The following is an 18,993-nucleotide window of genomic DNA, read 5'->3' on the forward strand; positions in this document are numbered from 1 at the left end:
CAATCAGCCATGAGCAGGCGTGCTGTCGCCAACGCTCGCCCGGAGCATCAATGGCTGAAGAAAGCGACCTCGAAAAAACCGAACCCGCCTCACCGCAGCGCCTCGAAAAGGCCCGCGAGGAAGGGGACGTGGCGCGGTCGCGCGAATTGGCGACCTTCGTGCTGCTGGGCACCGCCGTGGCCGGCCTGTGGCTCACGGCGGATTCGCTCGGCGCCACCCTGCGCGGCGCGCTGGCCCAGGGCCTGCACTTCGACCGCGCCACGGCGTTCGACCCTTCCCACATGCTGGCGCGCGCCGGTCTCATGGGCCAGCAGGCGCTGCTCGCGCTTGCGCCGCTGTTCGGCATGATGCTGGTGGCGGCCGTGGCGGCGCCGCTGATGCTCGGCGGCTGGCTGCTCTCGGCCAAGGCCCTGGCGCCCAAGTTCAGCAAGCTCGACCCGGTGGCCGGCGTGGGCCGCATGTTTTCGGCGCAGGCGCTGTCGGAGCTGTTCAAGGCGCTGGCCAAGTCGCTGCTGATCGGCGGCGTGGCCTGGCTGGTGATCATGGGCAACGTGGACGAAGTCTCCACGCTGATGGCGCAATCGGAGCGCGCCGCGCTGCCGCAGATGATCGTGCTGGTGGCGCACAACTGCGCACTGATCGCCTCCGCGCTGTTCCTGGTGGCGCTGGTCGATGTTCCCTACCAGCTCTGGAGCTACCACCGCAAGCTGCGCATGTCGCGCGAAGACCTGCGCCAGGAACACAAGGAGAGCGAGGGCGATCCGCACATCAAGGCGCAGATCCGCCGCCAGCAGCAGCAGATGGCGCGCCGGCGGATGATGTCCGAGGTGCCGAAGGCCGACATCGTGGTGACCAACCCCACGCACTTCGCGGTGGCGCTCAAGTATGTGGACCACGACATGCGCGCGCCGCGCGTGGTGGCCAAGGGCAGCGACCTGATGGCTGCGCGCATCCGCGAGATCGCGCGCGAGAACAACGTGGCAATCCTCGAGGCGCCGCCGCTCACGCGCGCACTCTTCAAGCACACCCGGCTCGGCGACGAGATCCCGGCCGGCCTCTACACCGCGGTAGCCGAGGTGCTGGCCTGGGTCTACCAGCTCAAGCGCTGGCACAGCGAAGGCGGCGATGCGCCGCGCACGCCGGTCGACCTGCCGATCCCCGAATCGCTCGAATATTCACCGAAGGCCGCCGCCGCATGAACGCCATGGCCACCCTCACGCGCCTGCAGTCGCAACTGTTCTCCGGCAGCCAGTGGAAGGGCCTTGCCGGCCCCATCCTGATCGTGCTGATCCTGAGCATGATGGTGCTGCCGCTGCCGCCCTTCCTGCTCGACCTGCTGTTCACCTTCAACATCGCGATGTCGGTGATGGTGCTGCTGGTGAGCATGTACACCATGAAGGCGCTGGACTTCGCGGCCTTCCCGGCCGTGCTGCTGTTCTCCACGCTGCTGCGCCTGTCGCTCAACGTGGCCTCCACGCGCGTGGTGCTGATGCACGGCCACACCGGGCCGGACGCGGCGGGCAAGGTGATCGAGGCCTTCGGCCACTTCCTGGTGGGCGGCAACTTTGCCGTGGGCGTGATGGTGTTCATCATCCTGGTGCTGATCAACTTCATGGTGATCACCAAGGGCGCGGGGCGCATCGCCGAGGTCGGCGCGCGCTTCATGCTCGATGCGATGCCGGGCAAGCAGATGGCGATCGACGCCGACCTGAACGCCGGCCTGATCGGCGAGGACGTGGCGCGCAAGCGCCGCCAGGAAGTCGCGCAGGAAGCCGACTTCTACGGTTCGATGGACGGCGCCAGCAAGTTCGTGCGCGGCGACGCGATCGCCGGCCTGCTGATCATGGTGATCAGCATCATCGGCGGGCTGGTGGTCGGGATGGTCCAGCATGGCCTGGACTTCGGCACTGCCGCCACGACCTACACGCTGCTGGCCATCGGCGACGGCCTGGTGGCGCAGATTCCGGCGCTGGTGATCTCGACCGCCGCGGGCGTGATCGTGTCGCGCGTCACCACCGACGAGGACGTGGGCCGGCAGCTGACTGGCCAGCTGTTCTCCAATCCGCAGGTGCTCTTTCTCACGGCCGGCCTGATCGGCCTGATGGGGATGATCCCGGGCATGCCGAACCTGGCCTTCCTGCTGATCGCGGGCGGCCTCGCGTGGCTCGGCCGGCGCATGCTCAAGCGCGCGCCGCAGGCCGCTGCCGAGCAGGCCGCCGCAGCCCAGGCCGCGGCCATGCCGTCGGCCGAGGCGCCCGAGGCGACCTGGGACGACGTGGCGCTGGTCGACCCGCTCGGCATGGAGGTCGGCTACCGGCTGATCCCGCTGGTGGACCAGACGCAGAACGGCGAGCTGCTGGGCCGCATCAAGAGCATCCGCAAGAAGGTGGCCCAGGAGATCGGCTTCCTGGCGCCGGTGGTCCACATCCGCGACAACCTGGAGATCCCGCCCAACACCTACGTGATCAGCCTGAAGGGCGTGGAGATCGGCCGCGGCGAGGCCTTCCCCAACCAGTGGATGGCGATCAACCCCGGCCAGGTGAGCGGCACCCTGCCCGGCACGCCGACGCAGGACCCGGCCTTCCACCTGCCCGCGGTGTGGATCGACGCCAGCCTGCGCCAGGAAGCGCAGGTGCTCGGCTACACGGTGGTCGATGCCTGCACGGTGATGGCCACGCACCTGAACCACCTGATCCAGACGCACGCCGCCGAGCTGCTCGGCCGCCAGGAAGTGCAGCAGCTGCTCGACCAGATCGGCAAGACCGCGCCCAAGCTCACCGAGGACCTGGTGCCCAAGATCATCTCGCTGAGCACGCTGCACAAGGTGCTGCAGAACCTGCTCGACGAAGAAGTGTCGATCCGCGACATGCGCACCATCCTCGACGTGATGGCCGAGCACGCGCCCACCGTCAAGGACGCGGCCGAGCTCACCTCGCTCACGCGCCTGGCGCTCGGCCGCGCGATCACGCAGCAGCTGTTCCCGGGCGATTCCGAGCTGCAGGTGATCGGCCTGGACGGCGCGCTCGACGGCGTGCTGCAGCAGGCGCTCACCAACAACAACGGCATCGAGCCCGGCCTGGCCAACAGCCTGATGCAGCAGACCCGCGCCGCCATCGCGCGCCAGGAACAGCTGGGCCTGGCGCCGGTGCTGGTCGTCCAGCATTCGCTGCGCGTGCTGCTCTCGCGCTTCCTGCGCCGCAGCTTCCGCCAGCTCAAGGTTCTCTCGCATGCAGAGATTCCTGACACCCGCAACATCAAGATCACCGCCACCATCGGAGGAAGAGTTTGAACATCCCGACAGACGTCCGCACCAGCGCGCGCAAGTTCGTCGCGCCCACCAGCCGGGAAGCGCTGCGCCTCGCGCGCCAGGCGCTCGGCGACGAGGCCATCGTGCTGACCAACCGCGTGACCGCCGAAGGCGTGGAGATCGTGGCCATGGTGCAGGAAGACGTGGAAGGCGTGCGTGCGAGCGCCACTGCCGCGCCGCCGGCACCCCAGCCATTGCCGGCAGCCATGGCCGCTCCCACGCCCGCCATTGCCCCCATCTCGGCACCCATCGCCGCACCTGCCGCAGTCCCCGCACCCCTGGCCGCGGACAGCGTGCTCGGCGAACTCCATTCGATGCGCTGCATGATCGAGGAGCAGCTGGCCGGCGTGGCCTGGAACGAGAAGCAGCGGCGCGACCCGATGCGCGGGCGCCTGTTGCGCACGCTACTGGGTGCCGGCTTCAGCGCCCGCCTCTCCAAGGCCATGCTGGAGCACCTGCCCACGGGCCAGAGCTATGCCCAGGGCATGGCCTTCGTGCGCTCCGAACTGATCCGCACGCTGCCGGTGCACGAGGACGAGGACGCGCTGCTGGCACAGGGCGGCGTCTATGCGCTGATGGGCCCCACCGGCGTCGGCAAGACCACCACCACGGCCAAGCTCGCGGCGCGCTGCGTGATGCGCTTCGGCGCCGACAAGCTCGCGCTGGTCACCACCGACAGCTACCGCATCGGCGCCTACGAGCAGCTGCGCATCTACGGCCAGATCCTCAACGTGCCGGTCTACGCCGTGAAGGACGCGGCCGACCTGCACCTGGTGCTGCAGGACCTGCAGGGCAAGCACATGGTGCTGATCGACACCGTGGGCATGAGCCAGCGCGACCGCGCCGTGTCAGACCAGATCGCCATGCTCTGCAACAGCCAGCGGCCCGTGAAACGGCTCTTGCTGCTCAACGCCACGAGCCACGGCGACACGCTCAACGAGGTGGTGCACGCCTACCGCCACGGCAGCGGCAGCGATCTCGCGGGCTGCATCTTCACCAAGGTCGACGAGGCCACGCATCCCGGCGCGCTGATCGACACCGTGATCCGCCACCGCCTGCCGGTGCACTATGTCTCGAGCGGCCAGAAGGTGCCCGAGAACCTGATGCGCGCCGACCGCGCGCAGCTGGTGGACAGCGCGTTCCAGGCCAACAGCCGCAGCGCGCTGTTCGTGCCCGGCGAAGGCGACCTGCAGGACGGATCGGCGAACGCCGAGGCCTCCGCGGCCCCCGCAGAGGCCGAACGCCAGCGGCTGCAGTACCGGCAGCTGATCCGCGCCATGGCGCACGACGCGCAGGAAGTGGCCGCCGCGGCGTCGGCACTCGCGGCCGCGCCGCTCGGCTTCGAGCAGGCGCGCGCGCTCTGGCGGATGGCCGCCGACGAGGACATCGGCCACAAGGCGGTGCTGCAGGCGCTCATGGCACATGCCGCGAGCGAGATTGCCGCAAGCTGCGACACCCATGTGCTGGCGCTCAGCGGCCAGGTCGGGCTCAAGTCCGACGAAGGCGGCGACGCCTACCAGTGCCAGGGCAGCCTGCTGCTGTCCGACCGCGGCGGGCAGCCGCTCGCGGCGCCCAACCAGTGGCTCTCCACCGCCGCGACCCGCAGCGCCGCCGACCCCACGCGCAAGCCCGGCGTGCGGCAGGTGCAGTGGCTGCGCCAGCAGGACTTCGGCAAGGCCGTGGTGCACATGCTGCCGCGGCTGCCCGCAGCCGAGCTCATGCTGCAGTGGCAGGTGCAGCGCCAGCAATGGATGGCGCGCGCACCGGGCGCCACGGCCGTGACCGATCCGCGCACCGGCGAATACGCCACGCTGACCGGCCTGGACTTCAATTTTGGCGAGGCGCGCGCCGTGGTCTTCAAGGGCCGGGCCGCGCTGCAGTCGGTGGCCGAGGCCCGCGTCACGCTGCGCACCGATGGCGGCCTGCCCGGCCTGCGCTGCATTGCCACGCGCCTGACCGATGCGCGCAGCCACAAGGTGCTGGCGCAGAGCTATGCGCTCACCAACATCGGCCGCGACATCGGGCCGCAGCAGCTCGCGCAGTGGCAAGGCTGGGCCGCCGAGGCCGAGCCCTGCCTGCGCCTGCTGCGCCAGGGCCTCTCGGTGCTGGGCGGGCTTGGCGAGGCCGGCGATCCGCACATGATGAAGCGCCTGCTCATCGCAGGCCAGGTGACCACCACCGTCTGGCGCCTGCAGCAGGCCGGCGGCGACTGGGCCGGCCGCACCCGCGCGCTGCTGTCGCAGCTGACCGGCCGCCCCGCGCGGCCCGGCCGCCCCGTGTCGGGCAACGTGCTGTACGCCGGCGTGGGCAAGCTGTTCTTCCTGCTGGAGGCGCTGGACACGTGAGCAAGCTGGTGTCGGATCAAGCCGATGGGCTGCGGCGGCTGCTTGCGCAGTCGTCGGCGCGCATCATCGCGATCGCAAGCATGGGCAACCGCCCGGGCGCCACGACGGCGGCCATGAACCTGGGCGCCGCGCTGGCCCACATGGGCAAGGACGTGCTGCTGCTCGACGAGCACAGGCCGGGACCGGATACGGCGTGTGCCGCATGGGCCGCCGATCCGCTCGGAACGCTGGCCGACGTCGCCTCGCAGCGGCTGACCTGCGAGGGCGCCGCCGCGCGCACCGAGTGCGGCGTGCACGTGCTGCCGGCGCCGCTCGGCGGCCAGCCCGACCACACCGACCCGCGCCTGCTGTGGGACGGCAGCATGATCCTGGTCGACGCGGCGCTCGACGCCGTCGGCAACCTGTCGCCGCTCGCGCGGCTGGCGGACGAGCTGGTGGTGGTGCTGCAGCCCCACCCGGCCTCCATCACCGCCACCTATTCGGGCATCAAGCGGCTGCACTATGCGCACGCGCTGCGGCAGCTTCGCCTGCTGGTCAATGGCGTGGCCGACCCCGAGGCCGCGCGCCAGACCATGGCCAACCTGGTCGACACCGGCAGCCGCTACCTGGCGGTTTCCATACAGCCGGCCGGCTGGGTCCGCGCCGATCCGCACCTGGCCGATGCCAGGCGCCTCGCCCGCACCGTGGTCGAGGCCTTCCCGGCCAGCCCGGCGGCGGTGGATTTCCGCGTCATCGCCGCCGCCGTCGCGCAGTGGCCCTGGCGTCCGGCGGTGCGGCCGCAGGACACCAAGGCGGTGCTCTGGCGGCCCGACGCACTGGCATCGGAGCCCTTCGCGGCTGCTGCAGCAGCACAAGAGCAAGAGACGCAAGAAAGGGACGGCCGTGTACACCGCGCAGGGAACCTTTGAGAAGTCCCACCTGCTGAAGCAGCACCAGCCGATGGTGCGCCGCATGGCGCTCCAGATGCTGGCCAAGCTGCCCGCCAGCGTGGAGCTCGACGACCTGATCCAGGCCGGCATGATCGGCCTGCTCGACGCGTCCACGCGCTACCAGGACAACCGCGGCGCGCAGTTCGAGACCTTCGCCAGCCAGCGCATCCGCGGCGCCATGCTCGACGAACTGCGCGCGAGCGACTGGGGCTCGCGCGGCCTGCGCCAGTCGGCGCGCAAGGTGGAACAGGCCATCCAGGCGCTGGAGCACCGCCTCGGCCGCTCCGCCAGCGAAGGAGAGATTGCCCGGGAGCTGAAGATGGAGCTGGACGACTACCAGTCGCTGTTGCAGGACATCCAAGGCTGCCAACTGCTCTACGTGGAAGACTTCGCACAGGACGGCGAATCCGAAAACCCCTGGCTCGAACGCCAGGCGCAAGCCGACGCCCGGCTTGGCGGCGACGACCCCCTCGCGCAACTGCTCGAAGCGGGTTTCCGCCATGAGCTCGTCGACGCGATTGCCGCGCTGCCCGAGCGCGACCAGTTGCTGCTGAACCTGTACTACGAGGAAGAGCTGAACCTGCGCGAGATCGGCGCGATCCTGGAAGTGACGCAATCGCGCGTGTGCCAGCTGCACAGCCAGGCGATCAGCAGGCTGCGGGCGAAGTTGAAGGATTCGATCTAGGAGTTGCGCGTGATGGCCGCAACCGACTTCGGTGCGGACAGAAGGCGCCGCCGGCAAAGCCAGCGGCATGGGCTCATGCGCAAGGATTCGGCTGTGCGTCAGTGTGCGCTTGGTGGTGCCCACTCGACCATTGCGTATCCCTTGCCTTGCGACAGACGCTTCCTCACCCCTTCGGCCTGCTCCCGCGTCTCATGGCAGAACTGGTTGATTTGCTGAGAGGTGCCGAAGTGCCGCAGCGCAGTGGCGGTGCAATGGTTGGAGCCCGCAAAGCACTTGCCGGCTGGAATGTCGTCGTGCCAGACTCCGGGCTGAACCTGGCGCACATGGGCAACGAAGCCCGCCAAGGAACGCAGCATGGCTGCATGGCTGAAGTCAGGGCCGCGCTCCTCCCAAACAGGGGACTAGACTCCGCCCGGCTCGCCGACGGGTGCCAATGTCGCGTGGCAGAAGCGGGGCGGCCCGGCGGGCGCCGCGCCGGCCTGCAACACACCGGCTTGCAACGCGCGTTCTGGTGCCGATGCACCGGGTGTTGCAGTTTGCCGCGTTGGCGGCGCCGCGCCAATCACGAGCGACAGCTCCTTTTCGGCACGGTCTCGCCAGATGCGCAGCGGCGCCTTGAACCCAGGACGCATGCGCTGCACCGTGCTCCGGAGATCTGCGGGTTGCATGACCGCCTGACGGCAATCTCCAGCACCACGTCCAGCGGTTTCAGACCGTTGGCGGCGGAAGGCGCTGCTGGGTCCAGTTCGATCACCATGGCTCCACGCTGCGTGTCCAGGCCAAGTGCCTTGGCCATCGTCGCGTCCACGCTCCCGATGCGCACGCCAAGGTAGCCCATGCTGCCCGTGGCGCCAGCACCTCCCGAGGCGGCCGCTCCGGTGGTCGCCGCAGCCGTGGGGCCGGCCTGGATGGCCGGTCGCCAGGCCAAGTCGACGAATCTGAGATTGAAGCCGCTGAACTGACAGCGAAAGCGCGCCCGGCTGCTGTTGGCCTTGGCCAGAGTGTCTTCAGCCACGCAACTCGGTTGCGCGCCGGGAACGCCGTGCGAGGGCATCACGTCGCGCTTGAATTCCGCCTCTGCAGCACTGGCGAAGTTGTAGCGGGCCATCGGGTCCATGGCGGGAATGGACTGTTCGAACACGGTGCTTGCGACCGTTTTCCGGACGTCGGTGTCGGTGGCCCGGCAGTAGAAGTAGAAAGGGGTTCCGGCGGCAGGCGTTGCGGCGCCCTGGCCCGCGACCATGCCCCTGGGGCCAGCTTCGCCGCCACTGGCACAGCCCTGTTCGCGCTGCACCTGCCGGATGGCATCTACATGCCAGCCCATTCCCTTGCGCATCAAGCCATCGCTCGCCGGGTTGTTGCTTTCGGCGACGAATTGCGGCTCCAGAGCGGCCAGATGCTTGCAGTCGAATCCCCTGTACTGGGCGGTGGAGACGCCCATGCTTTCCGGTGTTGCATTGATCTCCACGGCGCCCTTGAGAGCGGAATCCAGGACCGGCGAGAGCACGGCATGGGCAACGGTGAAACAACCGGTCAGTTGGGTGCACAGCACGAGCAGGCCAAGCAGGAGGAGAGGACGAGGTTTCAGCATGCTGCGGGCCATGGGTGACAAGAGGATATGTTGAGGCCGTTCGGTCAGATCGCCGGCCCGAACGTCCGCCAATCCTGTCGCCGATCGTGCACACCGCCCATCCCTTGTTTATGTGACATGTCCGAGCGTCGGTGCACTCGCGCCATCCTCGGAACCCGAGGCTCTCCAGCAGGTCATGGAGGAGCTCATTGGCAAGGACGACGGCATCGGTGCCAACTGCTTCCAGGAGAGGATCGCCGCATCACGGCAATCACGGCAGCTCGAACTCGGTGCCGTTGGAGGCCACCATGATGCTGGGAATGACGTCGGAAATCTCGATGGGCACGCCCATGTGGTTTGTCGGGTCGATGCGTGTCGTGATCATCTGACGCATCAGCACCCAGTCTCGCAAGTACTGCCTGTGCAGCGAGGTGCTCAAGATGAACTTTTCCGGGTAGGCCCCCGTTGTACTCAGGTGGTCCGAGAGCATCTCGGACATCGTCATGTAGAGGCGCAGCGGCTTGTCGGTCATTGCGAATTTCGATCCGGCAGATGCTCTGGTCTTCGCGCACGACGTCGTCGGTCCACACAGGACCTGCGCAGTATCGCGGTGAACGCAGGCTTCGCGTCTTCAGCGCGCCGTTCGGATGCCGCCGCCGCCCGAGGAGCGAGCGGGGCAGCCACTGACATCGATGCCGGGCTGGCATGTGCAAATCTCTCGCGGTCCCAGGCAACGACCCGTCACAGGGTCATAGGAGATGGAGTTGCCAGGCTGTGCGCTGGATGCTGATGAGGCCACTGGGGGCTTGCTCACTGCGACTGCCGCCGTGTGTTTCTGAGGCACGCATCGGCGCCCGCCGGACTGCACCTGGTTGCAAGCACGCTCGGCGGCGAGGTAGGCCTGCTGGTGCTCCTGGCGATCTTGCGACGTAGTGCCGGGGCAGCCGCCGTCGATCATGTCCAGCGACGTCTTCCTCATGAACATCACGGTTTCAGTAGAGGCGGTCACGGAGACATTGGACGGCACCTTGGTCGTGGTGACCATCTGCCTCATAGCCTCGCATTGCTGGCTGGAAAGTCGCCCTGCCGCAGAACGATTGGCCCCTGCTCCTGCTGGCGGACTGCTGCTACCGGGCGGGTCCAAGTCGCGTGAATAGCCTTCCCAGTTGGCCATCATCTTGTTGAACTCGCCGGAGAAGATTTCAAACCATTGCCGGGTTTTCGCCCCTTCGGTTCCTTCCGTCCAGCGCGGACAAGAACCTGATCCGCACTGCAAAATTCCCCGCGCTTGCTCTGCGTCGTCGTATGACCACTTCGCCTTCGAGTCGTAGGCCATGCAGGGTTGGTGGATGCGCTTGACCATGTCGAGAATATCGAGATCGACGGAGCCACCGAAATAGCGCCGGGCATTGGCGGTCGTGAGCGCCTGCTCGGCCTTGGCGGCGTTGCGCATGCAGATCGACGAGTAGCGGCTATTTTCCTTAGAGAAGGCGGATTGCCTGGAGGAGTCCCCCGCATTGCTTGAGTCAGTTCCCGTTGCCGGACTGCCGCCGGATCCGCCCCCCATCTGTCGCGCCGTCGCTGCTGCCAACTGATGGTCGGGAAAGCGACTCATCAAGGCTCGCTGCACCTCGCGGGCTCGGGTGCGGTCTCCCTGTGCATTCAGTTCATCCGCGCGTGCGAACAGTTGCCCGGCGTTCATCGCTTGCAAGCTGTCGCGGAACTGCTGCTCGGCGCGGGCTGCCTCCTCGCGTTTGCGGTGCTGCTCGGCGGCGGCGGCTGCGCGAGCAGTGGCTTGACGCTCGGCCGGGATATTGACAGTCGCCGCTACACCCGCCATGTCGTACCGGGTACCGACGGACAGCTTGAGATCGTCATCGAAACTCCCTTCCTCTGACACGGTGCCATCAGCTCGGTACTTTTTTCCCTCGAACCCGCCGGCATTGGAGGTGAGAACGGTCACCGAACCATCATGATTTACCGTTGCAAAGCGCGTCGATGGCCCCTTATGTACATACTCTTTGACTTGCCTGGTTCCGTTTGGATAGAGGGTGTCGATGCGGGTTTGCATTGGGCCGTGGGCGTGTTGTCCGCGCGTGATCACGCCATCGTCATAGAACTTAGTTCCCCATCCATTGGTTCGTTCGTCCGTGTAGTGGCCGGTCCTGATTTCTCCGTAGAAGATCCAAGGCATCTTTGCATCATGTGGGCTGGCCAACTTGTCACCGGCACCCAAGACTCGCACCTGCGCACCGATGTCTTGAATCCGCTGGCGCTCCGCAGGCAGCGTCTCCAGCTTGCGCGCGCCGCTGAACGCCTCGCCTCCCAGTACCGCCGCGAATACTGCATCGGGCGTGATCTCCTTGCGATAGCCGAAGAACGTGCGTGTGCCCTCGCCGATGGTGGTTTGCAGACGGTCGAGGTAGTCCTTGGCGCGTGTGCAGGTCTTCTGCACGTTCAACACGTACCGGCAGCCGACGTGGGCTGCGCAGAGTTCTACCTGGGCGGTGGTGGTCTCGTCCTTGAGTTCAGCACAGTTTGCGATTTCCGAGTTGATCTGAGCCTGAACGCCGAGGGGGATGGCCAACACACAGCAAGCCGAAAGGATTGGCGCTGACAGGAAATGAGTCGAGGTCCGGACAGCTTGCACCAAGCCGTTAAGACCTCGGAAGGAGATGGCGTCCGGTTCCCGCGCGGTGATCGTCATGACGTCTCCTCGATTTGCGACCACTTGAATCTAGCTGGATGAGTTGCAAACGGAATACCGCGATTTGGGGAGTACGCGGAAACCGGTGGACCACATCGTCCGAGGCGGGACGTTGCGTTTGCCGCCTGCGAGGGGAAGGGGCGGCCTGCTGGGTGCTTCAGCATGCGCAGCAATCGTGATAAACGACGCGATTACGTGATGAACGACCGGGACGCTCATCCTTGGCCAGAACTCCAAATGACAAAAAGATCCAAGCGAGCAGTCAGGCGATTTTGTCTTCATGACGATCTTGCCTTGCAAGTAAAAGCATATTGGCTATTGCATGTTCCCCCTGTTGTAGTGGTCAAGTCCACGCTGAAAAGCCGTTTTTCCGTTGTACGCCTGATCGTTCTCCCGAAAATATTGGGCGGCAATCTGAAAATCCTTAGCGCATTGCTTGTAATGGCTGGCCGCCATGTGTCGGCGATGTTTTTCAGCCTCATGAGCCGCAGTTTCACATTTTCTTTTATTGTCCATGGCCGTCGTCCAATTGCTGGCGAGCGCGTGGGAAGACACGAATGCCAGCAAGATGGTGAGAGAAAATCGAATCATATTACCCCTTTCAATTTGCTTAATTAGTTTTCAACAAGTTTGCCCACCGTCGGCATCACATCAACGCTCGCGCTTTCTAGCATTAATATCTCTGAAGCATTGCCTCAGCTTCGCCTCCGCAGCCGCCAGTTCTTCATTTTTGCATTCAGAGATGTCGGCTGCTGTTCTCCATTTTTTGTGGCAACTTTCTCCTGCAATGTCATACGCTCGTCGCTCCGGCTCGCATTGTGCGAATACAGATGACGACCCGACTGCGCCAAGCACAAATACACATGTCAGTTTCTTTAAGTTCATTTCAACTCCTTATTTGCCGATCTCTTTTTCATCCATCCTCACTCGAAATCGCCTCGAGTCTGAACGCTTCGCTGAATGACCAATGCACAAGTTGTGAGGCCTGCCGATAGCAAGTGAAGCGTGGCACGTTCGCAGGGCTCTTATCTCCTCTCAGGAGGTGGCCGTATTTGCACGGTGCCCTGCTGCTTATCCATCTGTGATGGGTCGAATCTAGTGGAGTTATTTGCAAACGAAATACCGCATTTGGGGGACACGGGGATCGGTAGCTCGCAGCGTCCGAGATCGGCATGTTGCGTTTAGCGCCCGAAGGGACGGGTCGGCCTGCTGGGTGCTCCGGCATGCGCAGTAATCGTGATGAAGCGACCCACATCACATTGGGCTGGGTCGGGATGACGTTGCGGTCCAGGTTGGGAAGCTTGGCGAAACGTGCTTGCTGTCGGTGGTACGCACGAAGCGCCTGCGCGGCTTGATTCCCAAGCCCTGGGCCCTCATCACGCGCGCGATAACTGTGTTGTTTACGACCCAGGTGCCGACGAGCACAAAGATGAACGCGCTATGCCGTCTCGAGCCCGTGGGTGATGTGGCCGCCGTGCAGCTTGCAGCGGCGCACTACGGCGGTTTTTCCGATGGCGCGGGACTTTGGGGGGAGGCACTGGAATACCGCATTTGCGGTACGTCTGCCGTCCGGCAGCCCGCCACAATAGGGATTTGGCGAGGCGAAGATCGTGAATATCAATGTCCTGATCGTCGAGGATGAGCCGGCCCTTCTGCGGCGATTCATCGACACAGTGCTGGTTGAGCCAGGCTTCTCCTTGGGCGGCGCAGTGTCCACCGTGGCCGCGGCGTGTGCCTTGCTGGATGCCACCCCGGTGGATGTGGTGCTCATCGACCTGGGTCTGCCCGACGGACACGGCTCGCGGGTGATTCGGCATGCCGTGGCCCGCCAGCCGCAATGTGATGTGATCGTTGTCACCATGTTCGGCGACGACGCCAACGTGACTGATTGCATCGCCGCCGGCGCCACCGGCTACCTTCTGAAAGATGCGCAGCCGCAGCAGTTGGTGGCGGCCATCTTGGAGGTTCGCGATGGAGGCTCGCCGATCAGCCCCGCGATAGCCCGGCGGATTCTCCAGCGCATGCGGACCGGTGAAGCCATGGCCACACCGGGACCCGCGCCGTTGGCGAATCCGCCTGCGACGTCCCTGCTGTCCGAACGCGAAACCGAAATTCTGCGCCTGACCGCCAAGGGACTGAACTTCAGGGAGGTGGGCGAAGTGCTCGCTATCTCCACCCATACCGTGCACACGCACGTCAAGCGCATCTACCAAAAACTTGCCGTCCACTCGCGCGGCGAAGCGGTCTACGAAGCTGGCCAACTCGGCTTGCTTTAATTGCCAAGGGCGGGTTGCAAAAACCTGTTCGCCCGACCCGAAGCTGCTCCGAAAAGACCATCCGGGAAGCCGCACGGACGTCAGCGCGCAGGGGCGTTCCAGCAGATCGCGCAAATCAGCACAGGCCCCATCGCATGCCCGCACATCAGAACTCGCGCGCGTGGGCCATCGCGCAAATGCGGTACACCGCGACGCGAATGGGGGATGGGAAAGCGCGCGCGGCTTCGACACCATGCAGATCGTGGGGGCTGGCCATGCCCAGGAAAAGAAATCCAGTCCAGCTCGCGTTCCTTCACCAGCCTACTTTTGGAGCACAGATGAAACCCTTGTCCATGCATGTCACCGCCGATTCGCTGCATGTGCGCACCGATGCCAGTCGGGAAAGTGAGTCGCTCGGATTCCTCCACCGTGGCTTGGCCATCGCGGCCACGGAGATCGATGGCACTGGCACTTGGGCGAAAGTCACCGCCAACGGCGTGGACGGGTGGTGCAGCCTCAAGTACCTGCTGCCAGCAGGTGCAGAGCGGTCGCCGTGGCTGGCGGTTGCGCAAAAGGAAATCGGCGTCAAGGAGGTATCTGGTTCCGGCGATCACCCACGCATCCTCGAATACATGGCGACCGTGGATGGCTTGTCCGGACAGCAAGACGAAATCGCCTGGTGCTCATGCTTCGTCAACTGGTGTGTGGAAAAGAGCGGGCACAACGGCACCAATTCCGCAATGGCGCAATCGTGGAACAGGTGGCGCAATGGCAAATCGGCGGAAAGCGTGCTAGCTGGCAGCGACACACCCGCTCAAGTGGGGGACATCGCGGTGGGCCAGAGAAAGTCGGCGGAAAGTGGTCTGGGACACGTGGGGTTCTTTATGGCCTACGACCAAGACGAGAAGAAGCTGCTCATTCTCGGTGGCAATCAATCGAACGCAGTTCGCTATCAGTGGTACCCCTTTGCATCGGCCAATCCCTACGGTCGGCTTCTGAGCCTTCGGTCGCTTTAGATTGAAAGCGAGCGGCTCTTGGGCGCCCAGAAAGAAATCGGAAACAACCAAACTGATGTTTTTGGGAAATTCTATGGATTCCTTAACAGCAGGTAGCTGCATGAAACGCCATCTCGTTAAAAGCCCCTGACCCACTGCCGACCATGTCGACCCTGAAACTCACCAACTACAACGCCATGGCCGCCCGGCTGCTGGCCTTCCTGCTATTCGGCGTGCCCGGCGCACTGGGTTTTCTGTACGGCACCTACCTGTGGCTCCAGCAATCCAGCAGCTTTACGGACTGGGCGTCGCTGAAGGAATTGGGCGGGCCGCTGCTCGGCCTGGGCATTGCCGTCGTCTTCACTTGGCTGGTCACCACCACCGAGTGGAGCGTAACGCTCGATGCACAAGGCCTGCGGGTGCGCACCCTCACCAGGTCACGCAACTACGGTTGGCCCGATCTGCGCGCGGTGGCGCTGCGCAGCGTGAGAACCAAGGTCGTCTTGGCCGGCCATCTCGGACCGACAGTGAACAAGACCCTGAACGTCGCCTTTGTCTTCGATGCCAAAGCGCAGCAGTCAGTGCATGAGGTGTTGATCAGGAAGACCGATGTCGAAAGCTTGGTGCAATGTCTCGAAATGGCCGGCAGGGGCGATTTGCTTCAGTAAGCATCGAAAAAATGCCATGAGTGCACAACAACAGGCGCACACACTTCAGAAACATAAACGCAAAAGTCTCAGATTGGCGGTCACCAATGTGGGCAAATAAGTATTTTTCTACCAACGTGAAAAATGGAGGCATTATGAAAACCGCAATATCGGCTGCCGCTTGCGCTCTCGTTACGGCATTCTTGGCCGGACATGCCAGTCCCAGCATGGCCGCTGGCGAATGCAGCAGCGACGCCGTCAGCGACGATAGTTGTTACCGGCTGCTTCGAGAATCAGAGCGCCAGTGCCGGGAAGCGGATCTACGCAGTAGAGAATGGAGCACAAGATCCAAAGTGATGATGCAATGTGAACAGTTTGACGGTTTGGGTCGCTGCACAAAAGCACAATATCGATGCGTCGGCGATGGGAAAAGAATAAGACATTACGGAGTTGCTGTGGGCGTGCGAGGTTGAAATAATTGCGCGCCAATTTGAAGAGTTACGTAAGAAGCACGCACAAGCGGAGAGCATGCGGCACAAGAAGTTTTTTTCGATATAGAGCCGGCACGACACGCGGCGGTGAATTGGCCCGGCGCAGTCTCCAAACGGAGACTGCGCAAAGCACCGGACGTGATGCATGCTCCGCGCTTTCTTTCTGAGTGTGAAGCCAGCAAGCCGTGATCGCGACCAAGATTCCGCCCAACGCCTCGGTCCCCCATCAGACGGGAGACGGTGATGTTCAGACGAGCACAACCGTCTCCGGGGCTGGCTGGGGGCATAGGCGCCGTGACTGCACAATCCTCCATCCAGAGGATCGATGCAAGTCACGGACCCAAAGCGATGAACATGCCGCAGAGTGCGCAGAGTTGCCGTTGGTGGAGGGCGTTGGCACTGGCGTTGTGGTTTCTTCAGATCCCGGCAGGAGCTGGTGCGGCGCAACTCGTCGTTCAGACGCTTCCGGCCACCGGTGCGGGGCGCAGCGTTCCACCATCCGCCGACGCAGATTGGATGCCGGCCGCATTGCCGCATGCCGCGCCGGGCACGACATGGTTCCGGATTCTCTTTGAGGCTCCGCCGCAGAGATCCGATCCATGGGCGGTCTCTCTGCCTTATTTCTACGGCGGCGGATCCCTCTGGCTGAACGGCGTGCCATTGGGTCAGGTGCCATCTTCCGATGCGCACACGACGGTGCGCTGGGAGCGGCCCTTCCTGTTCGCCATTCCGGACGCGATGCTACGTCCTGGTCGCAATGAACTGCTGGTATTGGCTTCGGCCTCTGCCGTCACGCCCCAGGCACGGATGGGCGACCTTCAGGTGGGATCCTATGCCGTGCTGCTCCAGGAATATGAGCAGCGCCGCTTTTGGGTGCGCACGATGCCGCAGTTCACGGTGTTGTCGTGCTTCGTGGTGGGGATGCTGGTGCTGTTCATTTGGTGGCGTCGGCGCGAAGAACTGCTCTACGGCCTGTTTGGACTGACCTCGATTTTCTGGGGCTGCCGAACCTTGACCTTTGTTGTGGAAGTCCTGCCAAGCGCGGTGTGGCCCGTTTGGCGTGTTTTCTACTACACGGCAACGGGCGGTTTCATCATCGTCTTGTTGATCTTCGCGTTGCGCCTCGCAGGCACGGTACGTCCCAGGGTCGAGCGGGCACTGCTCCTGTACTGGCTGCTGGGGCCGGTCAGCTACGTCGTCAGCGGCGGTTCGGAAACGTTGCCCGGACGCATCTGGCTGGGAGGCACCATACCGCTGGGGCTGGCCATCCTGGTGGCATGTGCGGTGGCGGCGATCCGACAGCGCACCTGGCCGCTGATTGCGCTGGCGATGGCCATCGCGCTGGCCGTGGCGGCAGGGGTTCACGACTACCTGCTGGCCACCACATCACTCTCGTGGCATCTGGCGCCGGCCTGGTTCGGGCATCGGATTTTTCTGCTGCACTATGGTGCCGACCTTGTGCTTGTGGTCATGGGCACAATTCTCAGCACCCGCTTCGTCAGCGCCTTGTATGCCGTCGAACAGTTGAACAAGACACTGGAGTCCCGCGTCCAGGAACGGGAGCGCACCCTGCAGGCCAACTACGTCCAGATGCACAAGCTCGAACAGCAGCACGCGGTGGACGAAGAGCGTCAGCGCATCATGCGCGATCTGCACGATGGCCTGGGCTCACGGCTGTTCGTCGCCCTGTCCCATGTGGAATCCCGCGAAATCGAGCATGAGGGTATCGCGCAGACGCTGAGGGATTGCATCGCGGATATGCGGCTGGCGCTGGAAGTGATGAGCCCGTCCGGACATGATTTCATGGAGGCATGGAGCAGCTTCCGTTTCAGATGGGATCGCCAGCTGCAAGTGGCGGGCATGCAGACTCGCTGGAAGGTAGTCTGCGAGGGCGACACCCTGAATCTGAGCGCCGAAGCAGGCATGCAACTCTTGCGCATCGCACAGGAAGCCCTGACCAACGTGCTCAAGCACGCCCAGGCAAGGCAGGTGGAAATCGAGCTTCAGTGCTGCGATGACCGCGTGATCTTCGCGGTGTCGGACGACGGCACGAGCTTTAACGCGAGTCGCTCAACCAGCGGCAGTGGCAGGGGGCTTGCCAACATGCGTTCCCGGGCGCAGCGGCTTGCTGGCGATCTGCGCATCGAAGCAGGCAACCCAGGCACTCGGGTCGAGCTTCGATTCCCTTTCATTGAGGCGCCTGTTTAGCCCGAATATTTCGCGCGCTACTGCGTGAAAACGAGGATGGCATTGCCCTTTTGGAGAAGGACAGGTTCATCTGGCCCTCGACCCGAGGCGGTTCCCACGCTGACAGCGCGCAATTGCACTGGCTGCTCAAGAGCATCGACATCGCCGTGGTGCAACGCCACTCCCATCTGCGCTATTCCAGCGTGGCCTGAAGGAACGATGATGGGCATGCCGATCCAAGCTGGCGTGTCGCCGCCTGCCACCATCACCGCTGAAGAGCTCGCCGCGCTCATGAACTCTAGGCGCAACGCCCGCTGAAAGAATGGATGGCGGGCGGCGCTTCCGGCGGTGCGGCGGCGCCTCCCCGAATCTGGCATTGCCTGCCGCTCGATGGCGGAGCTATACGCCAGGCGTCCCTCCGCCGAGCTGCTCGGCAAGCCCGACGATGATGCCCTCCGGCCCGCGGATGTAGGCCAGGCGGTAGGTGCCCCCATACTGCATCTCGCCGATGATCTCGGCCCCATGGGCGCGCATGCGCGCAACGACGGCATCGATGCCATCGACCGCGAACATGATGCGGCGGATACCCAGCGTGTTCACCGGTTGGTCCACAGGACCAAACCTGATCGCGTTGGGCGTATGGAACTTGTCCAGCTCGATTCCCTGTCCATCGGGCGTCCGCATCATCGCCAGGGTGGCGCGGACATCCTTGAGCCCGATCAGTTGTCCGATCAAGGGCCCTTCCACTGTCGTTTCGCCCTCGAGCTTGAGGCCGAGCTCGATGAAGAACGCCTTGGTCGCTTCAAGGTCGTCGACAACGATCAGGACGTTGTCCATGCGTTTGAGCGTCATAACTTCCTCTTCTCACTTTGAAG

Annotated in this window: 16 protein-coding genes; 10 read left to right on the forward strand and 6 right to left on the reverse strand. The window is 64.3% G+C overall.

Going from position 1 to position 18,993, the window contains the following annotated elements:
* The first annotated feature begins 50 nt into the window (after positions 1 to 50).
* Genes flhB through RZE77_RS22040 form a run of 5 tightly spaced genes read left to right on the forward strand, consistent with a single transcriptional unit; the run spans position 51 to position 7,266 of the window.
* Positions 51 to 1,199 (forward strand): flagellar biosynthesis protein FlhB, encoded by a 1,149-nt coding sequence (gene flhB / locus RZE77_RS22020; protein ID WP_319439270.1) that lies wholly within the window; start codon positions 51 to 53, stop codon positions 1,197 to 1,199.
* Entirely contained in the window at positions 1,196 to 3,289 is a 2,094-nt protein-coding gene (flhA, locus tag RZE77_RS22025; protein WP_319439271.1) for a flagellar biosynthesis protein FlhA, read from the forward strand. The genes flhB and flhA overlap by 4 nt, the downstream gene beginning before the upstream one ends.
* Positions 3,286 to 5,652: a flagellar biosynthesis GTPase FlhF gene (gene flhF / locus RZE77_RS22030; RefSeq protein ID WP_319439272.1), complete on the forward strand. Its 2,367-nt coding sequence runs from the start codon at positions 3,286 to 3,288 to the stop codon at positions 5,650 to 5,652. The genes flhA and flhF overlap by 4 nt, the downstream gene beginning before the upstream one ends.
* Complete coding sequence (locus RZE77_RS22035) at positions 5,649 to 6,560, forward strand: MinD/ParA family ATP-binding protein (RefSeq protein WP_319439273.1); 912 nt, start codon at positions 5,649 to 5,651, stop codon at positions 6,558 to 6,560. The genes flhF and RZE77_RS22035 overlap by 4 nt, the downstream gene beginning before the upstream one ends.
* Entirely contained in the window at positions 6,535 to 7,266 is a 732-nt protein-coding gene (locus tag RZE77_RS22040) for an RNA polymerase sigma factor FliA (RefSeq protein WP_319439274.1), read from the forward strand. Before RZE77_RS22035 ends, RZE77_RS22040 begins: the two co-directional genes overlap by 26 nt.
* Before the next feature lie 98 nt (positions 7,267 to 7,364).
* Here RZE77_RS22040 and RZE77_RS22045 read toward each other — a convergent pair whose 3' ends face one another.
* From RZE77_RS22045 to RZE77_RS22060, 4 genes are all read right to left on the reverse strand, one after another.
* Positions 7,365 to 7,622, reverse strand: a complete 258-nt coding sequence (locus RZE77_RS22045; RefSeq protein ID WP_319439275.1) for a hypothetical protein — start codon at positions 7,620 to 7,622, stop codon at positions 7,365 to 7,367.
* A gap of 206 nt (positions 7,623 to 7,828) precedes the next feature.
* Entirely contained in the window at positions 7,829 to 8,869 is a 1,041-nt protein-coding gene (locus RZE77_RS22050) for a hypothetical protein (RefSeq protein ID WP_319439276.1), read from the reverse strand.
* A gap of 238 nt (positions 8,870 to 9,107) precedes the next feature.
* Positions 9,108 to 9,368, reverse strand: coding sequence for a hypothetical protein (locus RZE77_RS22055; RefSeq protein WP_319439277.1), 261 nt, complete (start codon positions 9,366 to 9,368; stop codon positions 9,108 to 9,110).
* A gap of 99 nt (positions 9,369 to 9,467) precedes the next feature.
* Positions 9,468 to 11,543, reverse strand: coding sequence for a hypothetical protein (locus RZE77_RS22060; protein WP_319439278.1), 2,076 nt, complete (start codon positions 11,541 to 11,543; stop codon positions 9,468 to 9,470).
* A 162-nt stretch (positions 11,544 to 11,705) separates the two neighbouring features.
* Here RZE77_RS22060 and RZE77_RS22065 point away from each other — a divergent pair, with 162 nt between their 5' ends.
* Complete coding sequence (locus tag RZE77_RS22065; RefSeq protein WP_319439279.1) at positions 11,706 to 12,161, forward strand: hypothetical protein; 456 nt, start codon at positions 11,706 to 11,708, stop codon at positions 12,159 to 12,161.
* Positions 12,162 to 12,194: 33 nt separating this feature from the next.
* On the opposite strand, the gene RZE77_RS22070 is transcribed toward RZE77_RS22065, so the two are convergent.
* A complete protein-coding gene (locus RZE77_RS22070; RefSeq protein WP_319439280.1) occupies positions 12,195 to 12,428 on the reverse strand; it encodes a hypothetical protein in 234 nt (77 codons plus the stop codon).
* 725 nt (positions 12,429 to 13,153) lie between these two features.
* Here RZE77_RS22070 and RZE77_RS22075 point away from each other — a divergent pair.
* From RZE77_RS22075 to RZE77_RS22090, 4 genes are all read left to right on the forward strand, one after another.
* Positions 13,154 to 13,819, forward strand: a complete 666-nt coding sequence (locus RZE77_RS22075; protein ID WP_319439281.1) for a response regulator transcription factor — start codon at positions 13,154 to 13,156, stop codon at positions 13,817 to 13,819.
* A gap of 317 nt (positions 13,820 to 14,136) precedes the next feature.
* Positions 14,137 to 14,814, forward strand: a complete 678-nt coding sequence (locus RZE77_RS22080; protein WP_319439282.1) for a TIGR02594 family protein — start codon at positions 14,137 to 14,139, stop codon at positions 14,812 to 14,814.
* A 143-nt stretch (positions 14,815 to 14,957) separates the two neighbouring features.
* The gene (locus RZE77_RS22085; RefSeq protein ID WP_319439283.1) at positions 14,958 to 15,461 is read left to right on the forward strand and encodes a PH domain-containing protein; all 504 of its coding nucleotides are present in this window, start codon (positions 14,958 to 14,960) and stop codon (positions 15,459 to 15,461) included.
* Between the two features lie 818 nt (positions 15,462 to 16,279).
* Positions 16,280 to 18,139, forward strand: coding sequence for a sensor histidine kinase (locus RZE77_RS22090; RefSeq protein WP_319439284.1), 1,860 nt, complete (start codon positions 16,280 to 16,282; stop codon positions 18,137 to 18,139).
* Positions 18,140 to 18,517: 378 nt separating this feature from the next.
* Here the strand turns inward: RZE77_RS22090 and RZE77_RS22095 are convergent, their stop codons facing one another.
* On the reverse strand, positions 18,518 to 18,970 hold the full coding sequence (locus RZE77_RS22095) for a VOC family protein (protein WP_319439285.1): 453 nt from the start codon (positions 18,968 to 18,970) through the stop codon (positions 18,518 to 18,520).
* Positions 18,971 to 18,993: the final 23 nt, after the last annotated feature.

Origin of the sequence: Variovorax sp. SPNA7 (assembly GCF_033807855.1) — a bacterium.
Lineage (GTDB): Bacteria > Pseudomonadota > Gammaproteobacteria > Burkholderiales > Burkholderiaceae_C > Variovorax > Variovorax beijingensis.